Annotated in this window: 15 protein-coding genes, 1 tRNA gene and 1 pseudogene; 15 read left to right on the forward strand and 2 right to left on the reverse strand. The window is 39.8% G+C overall.

Going from position 1 to position 18,667, the window contains the following annotated elements:
- Positions 1 to 19: 19 nt before the first annotated feature.
- Positions 20 to 2,197 carry an IMS domain-containing protein gene (locus VB711_RS10800; RefSeq protein ID WP_323285963.1) on the reverse strand — a complete coding sequence of 726 codons (2,178 nt, stop codon included), beginning with the start codon at positions 2,195 to 2,197 and terminating at the stop codon, positions 20 to 22.
- A 993-nt stretch (positions 2,198 to 3,190) separates the two neighbouring features.
- Between VB711_RS10800 and pdhA the strand changes: the two genes are divergently transcribed.
- The 6 genes from pdhA to VB711_RS10830 all read left to right on the forward strand — a co-directional run bounded on the left by pdhA (position 3,191) and on the right by VB711_RS10830 (position 7,045).
- Complete coding sequence (gene pdhA / locus VB711_RS10805; RefSeq protein ID WP_323285964.1) at positions 3,191 to 4,228, forward strand: pyruvate dehydrogenase (acetyl-transferring) E1 component subunit alpha; 1,038 nt, start codon at positions 3,191 to 3,193, stop codon at positions 4,226 to 4,228.
- A gap of 253 nt (positions 4,229 to 4,481) precedes the next feature.
- Complete coding sequence (locus tag VB711_RS10810) at positions 4,482 to 5,354, forward strand: aldose epimerase (protein WP_323285965.1); 873 nt, start codon at positions 4,482 to 4,484, stop codon at positions 5,352 to 5,354.
- Between the two features lie 63 nt (positions 5,355 to 5,417).
- Positions 5,418 to 5,489 (forward strand) — tRNA-Lys (locus tag VB711_RS10815).
- A 154-nt stretch (positions 5,490 to 5,643) separates the two neighbouring features.
- Positions 5,644 to 6,294, forward strand: a complete 651-nt coding sequence (gene upp / locus VB711_RS10820; RefSeq protein ID WP_323285966.1) for a uracil phosphoribosyltransferase — start codon at positions 5,644 to 5,646, stop codon at positions 6,292 to 6,294.
- 34 nt (positions 6,295 to 6,328) lie between these two features.
- Positions 6,329 to 6,679 (forward strand): hypothetical protein, encoded by a 351-nt coding sequence (locus VB711_RS10825; RefSeq protein WP_323285967.1) that lies wholly within the window; start codon positions 6,329 to 6,331, stop codon positions 6,677 to 6,679.
- A gap of 111 nt (positions 6,680 to 6,790) precedes the next feature.
- The gene (locus VB711_RS10830) at positions 6,791 to 7,045 is read left to right on the forward strand and encodes a YggT family protein (protein ID WP_323285968.1); all 255 of its coding nucleotides are present in this window, start codon (positions 6,791 to 6,793) and stop codon (positions 7,043 to 7,045) included.
- A gap of 170 nt (positions 7,046 to 7,215) precedes the next feature.
- Here the strand turns inward: VB711_RS10830 and VB711_RS10835 are convergent, their stop codons facing one another.
- Positions 7,216 to 7,647 (reverse strand): biotin carboxylase, encoded by a 432-nt coding sequence (locus tag VB711_RS10835; protein WP_323286010.1) that lies wholly within the window; start codon positions 7,645 to 7,647, stop codon positions 7,216 to 7,218.
- 139 nt (positions 7,648 to 7,786) lie between these two features.
- Between VB711_RS10835 and VB711_RS10840 the strand changes: the two genes are divergently transcribed.
- The 9 genes and pseudogenes from VB711_RS10840 to VB711_RS10880 form a co-directional block, all read left to right on the forward strand.
- The gene (locus VB711_RS10840; RefSeq protein ID WP_323285969.1) at positions 7,787 to 8,377 is read left to right on the forward strand and encodes a hypothetical protein; all 591 of its coding nucleotides are present in this window, start codon (positions 7,787 to 7,789) and stop codon (positions 8,375 to 8,377) included.
- Between the two features lie 216 nt (positions 8,378 to 8,593).
- The gene (locus VB711_RS10845) at positions 8,594 to 9,334 is read left to right on the forward strand and encodes a cytochrome c biogenesis protein CcdA (protein WP_323285970.1); all 741 of its coding nucleotides are present in this window, start codon (positions 8,594 to 8,596) and stop codon (positions 9,332 to 9,334) included.
- Positions 9,335 to 9,336: 2 nt separating this feature from the next.
- Complete coding sequence (locus VB711_RS10850; protein ID WP_323285971.1) at positions 9,337 to 10,692, forward strand: cytochrome c biogenesis protein; 1,356 nt, start codon at positions 9,337 to 9,339, stop codon at positions 10,690 to 10,692.
- Positions 10,693 to 11,267: 575 nt separating this feature from the next.
- The gene (locus VB711_RS10855; RefSeq protein ID WP_323285973.1) at positions 11,268 to 12,248 is read left to right on the forward strand and encodes an AraC family transcriptional regulator; all 981 of its coding nucleotides are present in this window, start codon (positions 11,268 to 11,270) and stop codon (positions 12,246 to 12,248) included.
- 170 nt (positions 12,249 to 12,418) lie between these two features.
- On the forward strand, positions 12,419 to 15,019 hold the full coding sequence (locus tag VB711_RS10860; RefSeq protein WP_323285974.1) for a TonB-dependent siderophore receptor: 2,601 nt from the start codon (positions 12,419 to 12,421) through the stop codon (positions 15,017 to 15,019).
- A gap of 186 nt (positions 15,020 to 15,205) precedes the next feature.
- The gene (locus VB711_RS10865; protein ID WP_323285975.1) at positions 15,206 to 16,207 is read left to right on the forward strand and encodes an iron-siderophore ABC transporter substrate-binding protein; all 1,002 of its coding nucleotides are present in this window, start codon (positions 15,206 to 15,208) and stop codon (positions 16,205 to 16,207) included.
- A gap of 21 nt (positions 16,208 to 16,228) precedes the next feature.
- Positions 16,229 to 16,621, forward strand: coding sequence for a DUF1636 domain-containing protein (locus VB711_RS10870; protein ID WP_323285976.1), 393 nt, complete (start codon positions 16,229 to 16,231; stop codon positions 16,619 to 16,621).
- A 372-nt stretch (positions 16,622 to 16,993) separates the two neighbouring features.
- Positions 16,994 to 17,986, forward strand: coding sequence for an AraC family transcriptional regulator (locus VB711_RS10875; RefSeq protein WP_323285977.1), 993 nt, complete (start codon positions 16,994 to 16,996; stop codon positions 17,984 to 17,986).
- A 45-nt stretch (positions 17,987 to 18,031) separates the two neighbouring features.
- Positions 18,032 to 18,667, forward strand: a pseudogene (locus tag VB711_RS10880) (sensor histidine kinase); the annotation flags it as partial.

An 18,667-nucleotide genomic window follows, 5' to 3' on the forward strand; every position in this document is an offset into this window, starting at 1 on the left:
ACCCATTACCCATTACCCATTACCTATTATTAACAACTGACATATTATGAATCCTCCACCCATCTTTTGTACGAATTAGATTATACCTAACAAGTAAATTTTCCTGGGTAGAGGTTTTCTTCTGGCTTGATTCATAGAAATCGGTCACTTCGTTAACTTGAGCTTCAACTACAGCATGATTTTGACTAATTCCCACATTATTGACAAGTTCCACCTTCAAGTTATGGACGTACCGACGATAACGGTTGTCTGCTATATCCTGCTGAATAATTAGTCGCCATTGAGATAAAGCTGAACCTGTTAAAATCTGATCCAAATTACCTATTTCATGATTTGGTCCCAAAGCTGCGGCTTTTGTAGATAGCCAATTTTGGATGACTTGTTCTGCTGTATCATTTGTCAGTGGACCTTCTAGCGATCGCTCTTGAGTAGTAGGATCAGGAATAACTACAGGTGGTTGATTTAGTTCTATAGCTAATGGTACTCCCAGCACAGATACTCTAGGGAACAGGAGGTTCTTGACCAACCCGAAAGTTGTGGAAACCAACAGGCCAAACACTAATAAACCAACTAAAGAAGCAAACACAGTCCAAACTAATCTGGTTTTTGCTTCTAGGGTATTAGCGAAAATAGGCTGACCATGCCCTCTATCCGGCAATTTACGCCGCTTGCGTCGCTTGCCATGAGGGGGAACTGGTGGTGATACCCTAGCATCATTATTGACGTGTTTTTGGTCGTTTTTCGCTTCAGGGGCTGGTGTAGGAGGCTGTGGTGTAAACAATTCTGGTGCTTGACCGCTACCATATACAGGTGCAGATGAAGAAAAATGGGAATACTCAGATTCCTGATCTACCTCTGGGATATGGTTAGTTTGTGGCTCAGGAAAAGATTGGTGGTTAACTACAGCCCATTCATTAGTTGCTTGAGCATCATTTGGTAAAGCCTCTAAATAAGCTTGTACCTTTGAGTCAGCAAAATAAACCTTTAAAGAAGCTTGCTGTTTGGCCAAGTCACGAAAGTGGGGAAATACTTCTTTTTGTAACCATTGTTCACTGTATAAACACAATCCTGGCAATAAATCTGGCGAATCTTTAGATTTTTCCCGAATAATCGCCAAAGCTTCATATTCCTGACTGAGTTCCAAAACACGAGTTGCTTCTTCCGTTTGCCCCAGTAGTAAAGCGCACAAAGATTGTTCTAGATGAACATCTTGACGTTTGGCTAAAGGGATGAGCATCAGCTTGGCTTGACGAATTAAAGCAGGTTGGCGTTGGGTAAAACCCCTGGCTATCAAAGCATAAACAGTTAAATATGTACCAACCGCAGAAGGCCGCTTGCTTTCAACTTCAAATATTTTGTGCTGTTCTGTCACTGTTAGGTGGTTTCGTAATTGCTGAATAAATCGTAAAAAGTCATCTATATTTAAACCGGATTGATCATTTCTAGCACCATCAATGCCGCCACGGTCTTCTAAAATATTCTGTAATAACTTCAGTCCTTGGCGACGTTCAGCAGTTTTTTCTAAAGGTAATGCTAGTAATTCTAAAATTCGATATGGACGTAATTTATACAGATCCAAAGTAATTTCTGCCTGTACATTGGGGAATAGACGCTCCCGTAATAGTAATTGTTCACCAGTTTCCAGGGATATAGCGGCATTTTCATAGTGACCTTGCTGCCACTGTTCCCGGCCTAGTTCTAGACAAGCTAGGGCGACAGTGAGGATAATATCTGGTAGTTCAGAACTTTCTGATAATTCCTGACTGGTGGGATGATAGGTTGTTTTAGAGCTACTGGCAGCATTTCTATTGACTAAATAGGGACGACCGAGTTTTAGAACCAGTTCATATTCTCCTAATTCTTGGAGAATTAACATAGAACCAATCAATTCATCAGCAGTGATTTCGATGCTCAGACCTTGGGCATCTTGTTCCTGATTATTATCGGTTTGGTTTTCTGCTCTATCAGGAGCATAGGCATGAGCTAGATAAAGTTGGTCGTAGGTACTGCGTTGTTTAGAGTCTGATAAAACCACGTAAGCTTCTTCTATAAGTTGTTTACGAGAAGATATTGCTGCTATCGAATATTCACGTCGCGGTAGTTGTACAATGCGATCGCTGTATGCCTGTCGCAATTGTTCATCACTTGCCGCTAACGGTAATCCTAAAATTCGGTAGTAATCTAGCGGAATTCGCACAGCCTACTTCCCCTGCACCGTGTTCGCGTAGCATCTCGTAGATATCGACATAATTCACCTAGAGAATACCAGGTATGTTTCTTTTACTTTTTTAGCCTGTGCCATAACCATATCCGGTCAAACTTACACTACAAGTGTATATTGCCACTGGTTTTTTCATGCTTTTTTGAGACTTGACAGTTCAAATTTTCAGCATTATTTTTTTGGCTTGGACTAATTAAGCACAGGTATTGCTGATTAGCGTTACCTTAGCGATCGCTGAAAATAGTATCAGCTTTTTGCCCTAATTCTTAGTATATTTGCTGCAACATCAATACTGTAATATTAACCCCCAACATAACCAAACGTCAGGACTTCTTTTGGTATTGCTAAAGACGTTACATTATTTATGATCCTAATAGATATTCTCTGTCTTGGATTTTCCCAAGTATGTAGTCAGAGAAACACCGCTAACACTAGCTAATCCTGATAACCAGAAAAAAAATATATCATAATCAGACTTGAATAACAATTATATAGGGTTTGATGAAAAAGTCTTTTCATTAGGGCTAGGAGTCAGGAGTCAGGAGTCAGGAGTCAGGAGTCAGAAGTCAGGAGTCAGGAGTCAGAAGTCAGCACTTAGGCTTATTATAGAAACCAAGGAATGTCCTGACAGCAGCTTGCAGATCAATAAGATACAGAATTTAAATTGAAACCTATACAAAGCCAGTTTTTCTCCTGCTCCCTTCCCTGCTCCCTTCCCTGCTCCCTTCCCTGCTCCCTTCCCTGCCCCCTGCTCCCTGCCCCCTGCCCCCTGCCGTATTCTTTCTAAATTGTTCACAGCTATGCAGAAGAACAGCCATTTGATTGTTACCATACAAGAGGTCTACTAGAGACAAACTCTAGGAATTAAGTTTTGCCTTGAGCAACATACAATAAAATATGATTTTGGGTGACTACTCACTACTGAATAAACTTTAACCTTAACTTATACTACAGGAATACTTCAGAATAATGGCTCAAGAACGCACGTTACCCATCTTTGATGTTGCCACAGTCCAAATTACCAAAGAAGAAGGGTTAGGATTATACGAAGATATGACACTGGGGCGCTTCTTTGAAGATAAATGCGCCGAAATGTACTACAGAGGCAAAATGTTCGGATTTGTCCACCTGTACAACGGACAAGAAGCCGTTTCTAGCGGCATCATCAAAGGAGCAATGCGACCTGGTGAAGACTTCGTTTCCAGCACCTACCGCGACCACGTTCATGCTTTAAGTGCCGGAGTGCCAGCAAGAGAGGTAATGGCAGAACTATTTGGTAAAGCCACAGGTTGCAGCAAAGGGCGCGGTGGTTCTATGCATATGTTTTCTGCTGAACACCGCCTACTTGGTGGTTATGCTTTCGTCGCTGAAGGTATTCCTGTAGCTTCTGGTGCAGCTTTTCAAACCAAGTACCGTCGTGAAGTCTTAGGAGACAAAAACGCCGACCAAGTAACAGCTTGTTTTTTTGGTGACGGTGCAGCTAACAACGGCCAATTTTTCGAGACATTGAATATGGCAGCCTTATGGAAACTGCCAATTTTATTTGTGGTAGAAAATAATAAGTGGGCAATTGGTATGGCTCACGAACGGGCAACATCCCAACCAGAAATCTACAAAAAAGCCAGCGTGTTTAACATGGTGGGTGTAGAAGTAGACGGTATGGATATTTTAGCAGTGCGGCAAGTAGCACAAGAAGCCGTAGCCCGCGCTCGTGCAGGTGAAGGACCCACCCTAATCGAAGCTATGACCTATCGTTTCCGTGGTCACTCTCTAGCAGACCCAGATGAACTCAGAAGCAAAGAAGAAAAAGAGTTTTGGTTTGCGCGTGACCCCATTAAAAAATTAGCTGCTTATTTGCTGGAAAAAAATCTAGCAGACGAAGCAGAATTAAAAGCGATCGAGAAGAAGATTCAGGGTATTATCGACGAAGCAGTAAAATTTGCCGAAAGCAGCCCCGAACCAGACCCCAGCGAATTATATCGCTTTGTGTTTGCAGAAGATGAATAATGGGTGATTGGTGATGGGTAATTGGTAAGAATGTTTTGTAGTAGTAATCTGTAGTAATCTGTAGGGTGCGTCAGACTCGAAAATTCATGAACAATCAAGAGAAATTTAACATCTGACGCACCATCACGATCGCGGATTTAATGGATTACACGGATGACACGGATTTAATGATTATGTAAATCATCCAATCACCAATCACCAATCCCCAATCCCCAATCCCCAATCCCCAATCCCCAATCCCCAGGAAAAAACTTTGTTTACTATTAACCAAGAACAGCGACAATATAAAACCTACATCCTTACTGATAACACCACCGATTCCCAAGTGGAAGTTGTACCAGAAAGGGGCGGAATTATTACCCATTGGCGTATCCAAGGGCAAGAAGTATTTTATTTAGACAGTGAACGCTTTACCCACCCTGATTTGAGCGTCAGAGGTGGAAATCCAATTTTATTTCCCCTTTGCGGCAATTTGCCAGATAACACTTACACCGTCAACGGACAACCGTATACTATCAAACAACACGGTTTTGCCCGTGAGTTACCTTGGCAAGCAACTACTCTAGATGCTAATCAAGAAAAAGCTAGTATCACCATTGTTCTTAACAGCAACGACCAAACAAAAGAAGTTTATCCTTTTGACTTTCAACTGGCGTTTACTTACGAACTCCAAGGCAATACCTTAGTAGTGCGTCAAGAATATAAAAACCTGTCATCAACACCAATGCCCTTTTCGGCTGGTTTCCATCCCTATTTTCTTTGTGGTGATAAAAATCAGCTAGAGGTAGAAATTCCTTCTGGACAGTATCAAGATAATAAAACCAAGGAATTTCACTCGTTTAATGGCAAATTTGACTTTGATCAAGATGAAATTGACTTTGCCTTTGGTGGGTTAACCAGTCGTTCTGCTGCTGTGGTAGATAATAGCCGCAAGCTAAAACTCACCGTCGATTATGATGATATGTTTACCTGGCTGGTATTTTGGACTGTTAAAGGCAAAGATTTCTACTGTCTAGAACCTTGGACAGCCACCCGTAACGCTTTCAACACAGGGGATAACCTAACTGTGTTAGCGCCAGGGGCAAGTTGTACAACATCTATCAGCTTGACAGCAAACTTTTTTTAAATACCCCTTGACAAAACCCATGCTCTTGAGTGTACAATGGGAAAGTTGCAAAACGCAGCGAAAGGGTCGCTAACTCAACGGTAGAGTACTCGGCTTTTAACCGATTAGTTCCGGGTTCGAATCCCGGGCGACCCATTTTTTTAGAAAGGATAAATTGATAATTTTTTCAATAGACATTTTTCCCTGTGAGGTGATCTGGTTTTTGGTAAATTTTTCAGATCGGGGAGACGGGAAGGAGTATGATCTTGTTTGAGTCCTTAAATTAATCAACTGCTGCTCCTTACTGGCTATGACGCAAAAATTGCTTGTTTATGTACCACCTCATCCGTTAATCAAGCACTGGTTAGCAGTAGCTCGTGATGCGGCTACACCTTCGGTTTTATTCCGTTCGGCTATGACTGAATTGGGGAGATGGCTGACTTATGAAGCCGCACGGGATTGGCTACCCACCCAAGAAACCACCGTTCAGACTCCATTAGAGATATGTGAAGGGACAGTCATTGATACCCAAATCCCAGTGGCAGTTGTGCCGATTTTGCGGGCTGGGTTAGGCTTATTAGAGGGAGCGCAAACTTTGTTGCCTTTGGCATCAATTTATCATTTGGGCTTGGTGCGAGATGAAAAGACCCTAGAAGCATCTTGTTATTTGAATAAATTACCAGAAAAATTTGACCCCCAAACACGAGTGTTAATTACTGATCCGATGTTGGCAACGGGAGGATCTATAATGAAGGCAATGGCAGAATTAACACAGAGGGGTGTTGATCCGGCTTTAACTAGGATTGTTTGTGTGGTAGCAGCACCACCAGCATTAGGTCAGTTGAATGCTGCTTACCCTGGTTTAACGGTTTACACGGCGACTATTGACAAAACTGTAAACGAGATTGGATTTATTGTACCGGGCTTGGGAGATGCGGGCGATCGCACTTTTGGAACTTAGCTGGAATTGCAGGTTTTTGGGAGATGGATTAGATATGAGTCAACAAGATGGTTTTGCTAGTGGTTTTTTCCTTGGGGCTGTTGTTGGTAGCTTAGTGGGTGGTGTGTTGGGTGCAGCCATTGTTTCCCGACGGGATGCCATGTTAACGGAAGAAGAAACAGAAGTAACTGATAACTCTGTAGAAGGTAAAAAAGCCGCTAGAAGACGACAAATGAAAGCTTCTGCTAGTGAGGGAATGGAAATGGAAACGGCACGGCGATCGCTTGAAGATAAAATTGCCCAATTGAATGCCACAATTGATGATGTGCGAAACCAGTTGGGAAATGTCAATGGCAGTTCACAATCATCTGCTGGTAGTGAGCGTTCCCTTTCTCAAGACTCCTAAACAGTTGTATTTTAGATGCAGTAGCAACAATAAACAGAGGCCAATACAACCAGTTCAATTAAAATTAATCTTAGAATCCCATTAAACAATTAACAGGAACTCAAACCTTCCATGACCTTACTAATTACAACACTAGCCACCTTCGTTACTCTTTACACCTTATTGCTAATCGCTAGGGTATTATTGACCTGGTTTCCCACAGTTAACTGGTATAGCCAACCCTTTGCAGCTTTAAGCCAAATTACCGACCCCTATCTCAATCTTTTTCGCTCAATTATTCCTCCACTGGGGGGAATGGATTTCTCTCCTATGATAGCGATTCTACTGCTTCAATTTATCGGAAATAGTCTGCAAGCTTTTAAATAACTCTGACATACCAAGATCCCCAATTTCTTTGAGAAGTCGGGGATCTTTCCCTATTTAAGGCAGGGGGCAGGGGGCAGGGGGCAGGGGAAGTAGGGAAAGTAGGGGAAGCAGGGGAGGCGGAAAAAGAGAAATAATGTTTTTTTCCTGTTACCTGTTACCTTTTTTTGTAATTATCTGCGAACTTTACCGCTAAACCCGGCAGCTTTAAACTGCTTGAGCTTCAACGGAGTGGGTTGATTTGCAGGTACAGAAATTCTCAATTCAAAATTACTAACCCCTGGGGGTATTTCTGGGATAGAACCGAGACGGGTACGATTTTGCAAAATTGGGTCATTATTGGCATCATAAATGCGCCCAAAAATATCGGCATCGTAAACTGTTTTATAAGTGCTGTTGTTGGCTTTACCCGTGACAATAAAACAATTAGCAAAAGTCGAACCGCTACTAATAACAGTACCTTGGGCTAGTTCTGGTGGACAGTCTTTATAGGAAATGTCCGAGAGTTGAATCTGGGTTATAGCTACAGCCAAGGGAGTAAAAACCCAGGAAAGTAAGCCAATTAGTCCAGAAATGAAGATGAGCGTGAGCGATCGCTGCCGCATAAAACACACCGTAACTTTATCATCAAGTATACGCAAATTTTCACCCTGGACAACCTAAATTTTAAGGTTAGGTATAGAAGAAATTAATTTTCAGGTTTGTAATAATTGAAGAGTATAAATTCTCAATTACTATTAACCTATGACGACTGATGAGATACAAGCAGCTTTGCAAGCAGCCTTTAATAGTTGTGATGTAGCTAGTTGTCCTCTCACCGAAATGCAGAAACAAATCTTACTGCAAGTAATCAATCAAATTCAGGGAAATTCTACCTCTAAGGTATCTGATGCGGCTAATCCCTTAGATGATCTTGCACCAGAGGAGTTAGAGGCGTTTTTACGGTTTGTCAAGGTAGTAGAACCAAATTGGAAAGTGCAATTACTCAACGACTGGTTATTAGAACAAGATTCTGGACAGGTACAATTTATCCGTCAGAGGTATGGTTTACAGTGGTTAAATCGGGTTGAATCATACCATTTTGATAAGTATTGTAATTTTGAAGAATTTGTAAAGATTCGTGTGGGCGATCGCATAGAGGTTTCTAATGGTCTTTGGGAATGGGTACAAGATGATGGACCCTGCCAGAAAGAATGGGTTCCCTGCATGGTGATTAAGGTAGAAGAAATAGATCACTGTACCAATTGTTTAATCCGCTTTTACAATGGTGCTGAGTATGAAATCCAAGCCATTTATGAATGGAATCGCTATAATTGGCGGTGGCCGCAGACGTAGGGTAGTTGTTGGAATAATAGCGACATGGAACGTCTCTACAGGGGTTTTCAGTCTGTAGGGTGCGTCAGACAGAATAATTTAGGCTAAAATCACTAATTTTAAGTTTCTTACGCACCTTGTTCCACTAAAAAAGCAACTTACGTTAATAGCGATCGCTCTCACCCAAAAATAAGTTAAAATTCAAGCAGAGTAAGGATTTTCCAGGCAAACATACCCATGCTAGAGACTCTGCAAACCCAACTTTACCAACTCGAACAATTCGCCAACAGCCTTGTAACTAACCAACTCACCCACCTTAGCATCGTCAGCATTGCCATTATTTTCGCTGCTGGCCTACTAACCAGCCTCACCCCTTGTATGCTCTCCATGTTGCCCATTACCATCGGCTATATCGGCGGTTACGAAGCAAAAAGCCGTCTCCAAGCAGCAGCCCAATCAACTTGGTTTGCATTAGGATTAGCCACCACCTTAGCAGGGATGGGAATTATAGCAGGTTTAGTAGGAAAAGTCTACGGACAAATCGGAATTGGTTTACCAATTATTGTCAGCATTATCGCCATTATTATGGGGTTAAACTTGTTAGAAGCCTTACCCCTGCAATTTCCTTCTTTAGGAGAAACTAATTGGATTTCTCCAGATTTATCACCAGGAGTCCGTTCTTACGCCATTGGTTTAACTTTTGGTTTAGTCGCTTCCCCCTGTAGCACACCAGTTTTAGTCACCTTATTAGGCTGGGTTGCTAATAAACAAGATTTAATTTTAGGCGCTGTTTTACTACTTTCCTATACAGCCGGATATGTAACACCCTTAATTTTAGCAGGTACATTTACCGCCTCAATTAAAAAACTATTAGAATTACGCCGTTGGTCTGGTTGGATTAATCCAGTTAGCGGTGCATTATTAGTAGGATTTGGTGTTTTTTCCTTACTTTCTCGTATTCCTATTGGTAATTTCTAGGCATGACTTTAGATAATACAACATCCAAAGATATAAATTGGTGGTTAATACCAGGGCGATTTCTTCGACGGGAAATTTTGCCCGTATTAACCGATTTACGTTTAGCAATTATTTTGTTATTAGTAATTGCCCTATTTAGTGTTAGTGGTACTGTCATAGAACAAGGTCAATCACCTGCATTTTACCAATCCAACTATCCTGAACATCCCGCTTTATTTGGTTTTCTAAGTTGGAAAGTAATTCAAGTAGTTGGGTTAGATCATGTATATCGAACTTGGTGGTTTTTAGGTTTATTAGTTTTATTTGGAACTAGCTTAACAGCTTGTACCTTTACCCGTCAACTACCAGCCCTAAAAGCTGCCCAACGCTGGAAATATTTTGAAGAACCCAAACAATTTAATAAGTTAGCTTTGAGTGCAGAACTAGATACAGGTTCTTTGCAGTCACTCACGCCCATTTTAGAGAAGCAAAGTTATAAAATATTTCAAGAAAAGGATGATCTTCTCTATGCCCGTAAAGGCATAATTGGACGTATTGGACCGATTATTGTACATATTGGCATTGTCATGATTCTCTTAGGGGGAATTTGGGGGGCAATGACCGGATTTATGGCTCAAGAAATGATTTCTAGTGGTGATACATTTCAGGTCAAAAATATTATTGATGCTGGTCCTTGGTCATCTCAAGATGTTCTGAAAGATTGGTCTGTGCGAGTTAATCGATTTTGGATTGACTACACTCCTAAAGGGGGAATTGATCAGTTTTATTCAGATATGTCGGTGTTAGATCAAGAAGGACAGGAAGTTGATCATCAAAAGATTTTTGTAAATCAGCCTCTACGCTATCATGGTGTGGTTTTTTATCAAACTGATTGGGGAATTTCTGGGGTTCGCATCAAGTTTAATAATAGTCCCATTTTTCAATTACCAATGGCGCAATTAGATACCCAAGGTAGGGGGAGAATTTGGGGAACTTGGGTGCCAACAAAACCAGATTTAAGCGAAGGTGTATCTCTACTGGCTAAAGATTTACAAGGAATGGTGTTAATTTATGATGCTAAAGGCAAATTAATTAATACTGTTCGGGCGGGAAGTTCTATCCCCGTTAATGGGATTAATTTAAAGATTCTTGATGTAGTTGGTAGCACAGGTTTACAGATTAAATTTGATCCTGGTATTCCTGTTGTTTATCTTGGTTTTGCCTTGTTGATGTTGGGTGTGGTAATGAGTTATTTTTCCCATTCCCAAATATGGGCTTTACAAAAGGGCGATATTCTCTATATTGGTGGTAAGACTAATCGCGCCCAAGTTGCCTTTGAACGTGAGGTTTTAGCAATTTTAGAGCAATTGAGTTCTTAATAAATATAGGACTCCTATTTGAGTTTTGAATATACACGTAGGTTGGACATTGCCGAAAATCTGCGGGTTTTGGTGGGCAATGCCCACCCTACAATACTTAGATTTATTTAGAAATCATTTAGAGGATGTTTGAAAAGTTTCCGGCGATTATAAAGATGCCTCAGGCACGCTACCGCGTAGCTTGCTTCCCGTAGGGTACGCTACTACACAAGCCAAGTCCACCTGCGTGGACTAAGGAAAGATTAAGGGTTTGAAACCCACGGAGGTGGGTTTTGTCTGTATAGCCGCGACTTCTAGTCGCCAGGGCGAGTATGAATTTAGACTTTTCAAACACCCTCTTAGGAGTCCTATAGCTAGAAATGCAGATGATAAGGAACGCAAATTTAATAACCTGCAATTCTGATTTAACCTGGAATGGTGCGTTACGCTGTCGGTAACACACCCTACTTTTGCACTTTATTTAATTCATATTCCTAACTTTTTCAGCAAACCCTATTTATGGTTTAATAGTTGATAATAATTTCTATTAAACTTATCAGTTGCTGACAGTAAAATTGTCAGCACCTAATCATCCTATGACTCTTACCCTCTCTCAATCCGCTTACTGGGAACTCATCTATGAAAGTGAAGAGAATCAACTCACACCTGATTCTGCTGATGAATTTGATGTAACTTATCAGTATCCTGTTAAATTGGGAAACGGTTACAGTCGGTGTATTAATTTACGGACAGGATTAGATTTAGATATCACTAAGTATCAATTGCATGATGAGATAATTACAAGATCCTCTGAGAGAGAACATTTGGTTGAGTACACTTTTGAGATTTCAGGTTTAAAGGCTGGAACTTATGGATTTTTTGGTAGCGGTTTAGCACCAGGGGGAAGTTTAGAACATTCACCAATGTTACCCACTGCTTGGGTGAGTGTTCATGTACAACCTGAATTATTTTGCCAGTGGTTTGGATACAAGGGAGAACTACCAAAAAACTTGCAACCATTAATCCGTAAGCCAGATCAAAAATATTATGAGCGTTACGGAAAAACCACCTCTGCGATGCAAATGGCACTACAACAACTGTTAGGTTGTCCGTATCAGGGAAACACAAAACGGGTATATTTGGAAAGCAAAGTTTGGGAATTGATGGTGCTTCAGGTCGATCAATTTTTGGAAAGTCAAACAGTAGAGATAAATAGTAAAACTTTAAATGCAGAAGATATTGAGCGCATTCATTACGCGAGTGAAATTTTGTTAGCGCAGTTAGATCAGCCACCTTCGTTGATGGAATTGGCGCGGATGGTGGGAATTAATGACAATAAGTTGAAAGTGGGATTTAAGCAGGTATTTGAGACAACAGTGTTTGGCTACCTCCATGATTGTCGCATGGAGCGATCGCGCCAAATGTTAGCAGGGGGTAAACTCAGCGTAACGGAAACAGCGAAAGCCGTAGGATTTGCCAATAGAGGCTATTTCGCGGCTTCTTTCCGGCGTAAATTTGGCGTAAATCCGGGAATTTTTCTCAACGAAAAACGACAAAAATCTAAAAACTCCGTCTAGCGATCGCAAAAACTCCGGCTAGTGATCATAGTATTCACCCATACCTCAGAACTTTCCTGTAATCTTGTTGCTAGTAATTATTAATTAAATACATGAGTCTAGATTGGTACTGAGATTTATTATTACAGTTGCCAATCTTCTAGTTCCTTACTTTTGTGGTGTGTAGAGTGATGTTAAATCAATTGCAAAAACTAGCTTGGATAACAGGTTTAGCTTTAGTCTGTGTAAATTTACCTGTTTTAGCTGAAAATAACCAAAAACCAATCTCTAAAATTTCTCAATTAAATGAGATCGAAAAACCCGCTACCAATATTAAACAATGGCTGGCTCAATCCCTCATTCAAATTACAGGTGTCAAATCCCAAACAACAGACACAGGGATAGAGGTAATTTTAGAAACTAATCAATCAAATAAACTCCAACTCACAAATAAAAGTGAAGGGAATAGCTATATTATTGACATTCCCAATGCTCAGTTACGCTTATCTACTGGAGATACATTCCGCCAAGAAAAACCGACTGGGGGAATAACTGAAGTTACAGTCACAAATTTAGATGCAAATACTGTTCGCGTGACAGTGACAGGTGAAACTGCTGCGCCACAAGTTGAGTTATTTGATAGTGATGAAGGTTTGGTGTTTGGGGTTGTGCCAACTGTGACGACGACACAAACACCACAGACACAACCCACGCCAGTAGAACCACAACCCAGCACTGAAACTCAGCCAGAAGAACCATCTGCACAGGGTGAAACACCGATTGAACTGGTAGTTACAGGTGAGCAGAATAGATATCGTGTACCAGAAGCATCAGCAGCTACTAGAACCGATACTCCAATTCGTGATATTCCCCAATCGATTCAGGTAATCCCTAGACAAGTTTTAGAAGACCAAAAAGTTATTCGCCTGACAGACGCAATTCGTAACGTAAGCGGTATTGTAGAGGGCGATACTTTTGGTGGGACAGTTGACAACTTCAACATTAGAGGCTTTGATTTTACTTCTACTTTCCGAGATGGTTTTAGAGACACTGGGGATAACCTGCGAGAACTTGCCAATATTGAGCAGATAGAAGTTATTAAAGGGCCAGCTTCTGTGTTGTATGGAAATGCTGAACCGGGAGGAATCATTAATTTAGTCACTAAAAGACCTCTGAGTACACCCTATTATGCGGCTGATTTCTCTGTAGGTAGCTTCAATTACTATCGTCCTACTATTGATTTATCTGGGACTCTCGACCCAGACAAAACATTACTGTATAGACTAAATGTTGCTTATGAAAATTCTGGTAGTTTTCGGGATTTTGGTAAGAGTGAGCGATTCTTTTTTGGTCCCACGTTTGAGTTGAAGCTTGGTGAGAATACCAACCTATTGTTTGATGTCAGTTATGTGAATGACGAACGCACAATGGATCAAGGTATCGTTGCTATTGGAAGGGGAATTGCTGATGTTCCCACTAGCAGATTTCTAGGTGAACCAGGAGATATCCGCAGAGTAGAAGATGTCAATGTTGGTTATCGCCTAGAGCATCGTTTTAATGAAAACCTAACACTCCGCAACGCCTTTCGCTACAATTCAAACGATACCTTCGATTACCGCGCCCAGCCTCTATCTGTAGACGAAGAAACTGGTGAATTATCACGCAACTTTCGCTCTAACGATGACTACGCTGAAAGGTATTCTCTACAAACAGACCTTGTTAGTAAGTTTAAGACAGGTTCAATTCAACATACACTCTTATTTGGATTGGATCTCGCTCGACAAAATAGCGATGGTACACAAAGGCGACTACCTGGAGGACTAACTCCATCTATCAACATTTTCAACCCGGTTTACAACGTTATTCCTAGACCTGCTCTTTCTGAACTTACAAATGCAGTTCGAGATGGTAAGTCCACAGTGGACACAATAGGTATTTATTTACAAGACCAAATAGCATTTTCAGACAAGTTAAAATTGCTGTTAGGCGGTCGTTTTGACATTGTTGATCAAGATCAGTTTGATAGGCTTTCAGATACTCGTACTGTCCAATATGATGAAGCCTTCACACCCAGAATAGGAATTGTGTATCAGCCAATTAAACCGATTTCACTATATGCAAGTTATAGCCGTTCCTTTGCACCAAATTTTGCCCAGCGTGCTGACGGCACATTTTTAGAACCTGAACGGGGAACTCAATATGAAGTTGGCGTTAAAGCCGATTTTAATGACAAAATTTCAGCTACTTTAGCAGCTTATGAAATTACTAAAACCAATATTGCTACACCAGATCCAAATGACCCTGATGGCTTTAGCATTCCCGTTGGAGAACAAAGAAGCCGGGGTATTGAACTAGATATTACCGGTGAAATTTTGCCTGGATGGAATATCATTGCTGCTTATGGTTATACAGATGCCCAAGTTACTAAAAGCAATGATTTAATAGTTGGTTCTAAAATACCCAAAGTACCTGAACACAAAGTTAGTTTGTGGACTACTTATCAATTTCTTCAGGGAAATTTGCAAGGCTTGGGCTTTGGTTTGGGATTGTTTTATCTTGCAGAAAGACCAGGTGGTGATCTCCCCACCCCTGATTTTGACAATGGTTTCACTATACCTAGCTATCTCAGAACTGATGCGGCAATTTATTACAAACGAGATAATTGGAAGGCTGCTATCAATATCGAAAATTTGTTTGGTGTCAGGTATATTGAATCATTTAATTTTGGCAGAAACACTGTTATTCCCGGCGCACCATTGACAGTAATAGGGTCAATTTCGTTTGAGTTTTAACTAAGGTAGAAACAGGAGAACTTATTAAAGAAGTAAATAGATGGTGGACATTTGGCTTTTTTGGAGTGAATAAGCTACTTGATGATTTATTTAAATATCTGGTTCAGCCAGTGAACCTTTAACATTGATTGGTTCGTTGGCAGTTGAATTTTGATGAAAATCAGGTTTGAGGTATGAGATTCCATCATGAATGACAGTGATATCAAAATTAAAATTTTTACTCGCTGGTGGCAATTTGTGTTCACAATATTGTGTACTCTAATCGTAACTGTAGCTTGTCATCATGGTGGTTATATACCTGTTGATCACCAAATTACAAATGCAGTTTGTCGTCAGATGGAACACGCTGCGGGAATTACCTGTATTCCTGAAAAGTTTGAGCGACTTGTGACTCTAGATGATGCTGAAAATGCGATCGCATTAGGAATTAAACCTCTTGGTGCTGTGATCTCCGATTTTTCATCACATTGGCAAGATGAGTTAACAGGAGTAAAAAACATCGGGACAATTGGTGAACCTAGCTTAGAAAGTATTCTCGCACTCAAACCGGATTTAATTGTTGGTTATGAAGATCAAAAAGATATTTATCCTATTACTTCAAAAATTGCTCCCACAGTTTTGTTGAAATTTGGACACAGTGGTCAATGGAAAGAGGCATTTACAAATGTTAGTGTAGCATTAGGAAAGAAAGAAGTCGGTCAACAAGTAATGGCAAATTATTACCGTCGTCTTGCAGAATTTAAGCAGAAAATGGGTAATAAGTTGTCAAAACTCAAAGTTTCTGTAGTGCGAGTTTATCCTAGTAACATTAACCTTTATCTACTTGATTCTTTCTGTGGAATAGTTTTACAAGATGCCGGCTTATCTCGTCCAGAATCACAAAATTATACTGCATCAGAGGCAAAAAAATTATTTGGTAATCAAATTCAAGTTCCCATCGGTAATGAATTAATCGAACAAGCTGATGGTGATGTGATATTTATTTGGACTGGTGAGAATGATACTAAAGGTAATCAAACAGCACAATATAAATTAGAGCAACTTAAAGCAAGTCCACTGTGGAAAAATTTAAAAGCTGTAAAAGAAAATAAGGTTTATGTAGTTCCAAGTTACTGGATTGGAAGTGGGATGTTAGCTGCAAATGCAATTATTGATGATTTATTTAAGTATCTAATTAACACACCTTGAGAAACAGATGGCGACCAGATTATGAAACTTCATACCTTATTTGTTTGTACATCTTGTAGTGCTGTTCTATCTCATGAAGAAGCAGACGATCGCGCGGAGGGAAATCAACTCTTGCTGAAGCTATTAGAAGTGCAAAAAAATCATCACATTTACAACAATCTCAATATTCAGCCTGTAGGATGTTTATGGACTTGCGTTAAAAAATATTCTTGTGCTGTCAGCTTTGTTTGTCCGCAAAAATATACATACCATTTTGTTGATTTAACCCAGGAAAGCATAACTGATTTGTTGCAATTCAGCCTGCTTTATCAAGAGAGCGAAGACGGATATGTTTTACCTGGTAAATTACCTGGAACATTGCGATCGCATCTCTTAGTACGCATTCCCCCTACATCGGAAGCGATCTCATTGTAACTTTTTTTTCTTTTGTCACAAGTCCTAATTGTGATTGCTGAATTGGGGAATGATTTATCTCACGCTCTCATAAATGGAAAATCTGTAATCCTCAAAACAGGGTACAATGCCTCCAGTGGGTAGAACGCGATCGCTGCATACTAAAAATCACAGGACTCACAAATTGGGTACGAAACATCAGGGTTTGAGATTGCTTCCTGATGTTAATCTTGCCTAAATCATAAATTATTGCAAATATCTTGCAACAGGCTTAATTATTTGTTAGATTATTCCTAGACAAATCCATTACCTCCAATATCAGAATTGTGAGAGATTAAATGCTCCCAGATAATTTCCCAAGACAGTGTAAAAGAAAAAATTATTTTATTATTTATGTCCAACATAATTTCTCAAACTGAGTATAGACAAACTTGGCAGCAGATTAACCAAAATACTCATTATCCAGAAGCACTTAACACTACAGATTTTATTAATTACTGTCCCCAGCACCTTGGTAGAGGATATCATCGTTGGGTGAAGCTACGAGGAATTAACCTGCTAATTGTTGATGAAGAATTTGATGATGACTTATATGTTGAGTCTGATGATAGTCAGATAAATCAAGATTATATCTTAGAATTTGGATTTAATTTATCAGGTTCATACTCTGAAAGAAATGGTACACAAAGTTTTTTCGACTGGTTTGAGATAGAACTACTAGAAGAAAGACAATATTTTAGTATTGGTGCTAAACAGCGGCGACTGAAAGTAGATATTCATCTAGATAGCCAAGATCTACTCAAGAATTTTATTTTTGATAACAGAGAAAAATTGCCAACCACCTTAATAAACTTGGTAGAAGGAAATAGTAAAATAGATTTTTGTGAAACTAATATAATTGCCCCAGAGATGTATTTGCCACTAGAGCAGATTATCAATTGCCCATTTCAGGGAATAACTAAAAACCTATACTTAGAAGGTAAATGTTTAGAATTGATTGCGCTAAAACTAGAGCAACTAGCACAACATGAAAAACATAGACGAAAAGTAATTGTATTAAAAAAAGATGATATTGAAAGAATCCATGCAGCCAAAGTCATTTTAATTAAAAATATCAATAATCCCCCCTCATTAATCGAACTGGCGCATCAAGTAGGATTAAACGATTACAAATTAAAAATCGGTTTTCATCAGGTATTTGGTACAACAGTTTTTGGCTATTTACATCAACACCGGATGGAATTATCACGTCAAATGTTGTCAGAAGGACAGATGAGTATTAAAGAGGTAGCTCATGCTGTTGGTTATGCTAACCACGGTTGTTTTGCGGCTGCTTTTCGTAAACGATTTGGGGTTAACCCTAAACACTATCGAATCAAAAGTTAGCACAGAGCCACATTTGCCACCTTTAAGCCTTAATTAAGCGTTCTTTTTTTGAAAGAAGATTTACCTAAGTTGTTGTCTTCGATCAAAGTTGGTGCTTCTCGGATTCGGGAAATTGTTATGTCTCTCCGTACTTTCTCTCGTTTAGATGAATCTGCTATCAAAAAGGTGGATATTCATGAAGGAATAGATAGCACTTTGATGATTTTGCAAACTCGTCTGAAAGCAAGTCCTGAAAGTCCAGAAATTAAGGTCATTAAGGAGTATGGACTATTACCTTTAGTGGAGTGCTATGCGGGACAAATGAATCAGGTTTTTATGAATATTTTGGTTAATGCTATTGATGCTTTGGAAGAAAGTGATAAAGTTCGGCTCTCTGAATTATCTCACAATCCGCCTCAAATTACTATCTGTACTGAATTGAAAGATGAAGAAGATGATATACCAGCGATCGCTATTCGTATTATAGACAATGGCTGTGGTATGAGTGAAGAAGTTAAAAATCATCTCTTTGAACCTTTTTTCACTACCAAAGATGTTGGTAAAGGTACAGGATTAGGCTTATCTATTAGTTACCAAATAGTTGTGGAAAGACATAATGGTAAATTGGAATGTTTTTCTACTCCAGGTTGTACAGAGTTTACCATTATCATTCCCCAGTGGCAACAAAAAGCCCATGAATAG

This window comes from Cronbergia sp. UHCC 0137 (assembly GCF_034932285.1).
Lineage (GTDB): Bacteria > Cyanobacteriota > Cyanobacteriia > Cyanobacteriales > Nostocaceae > Cronbergia.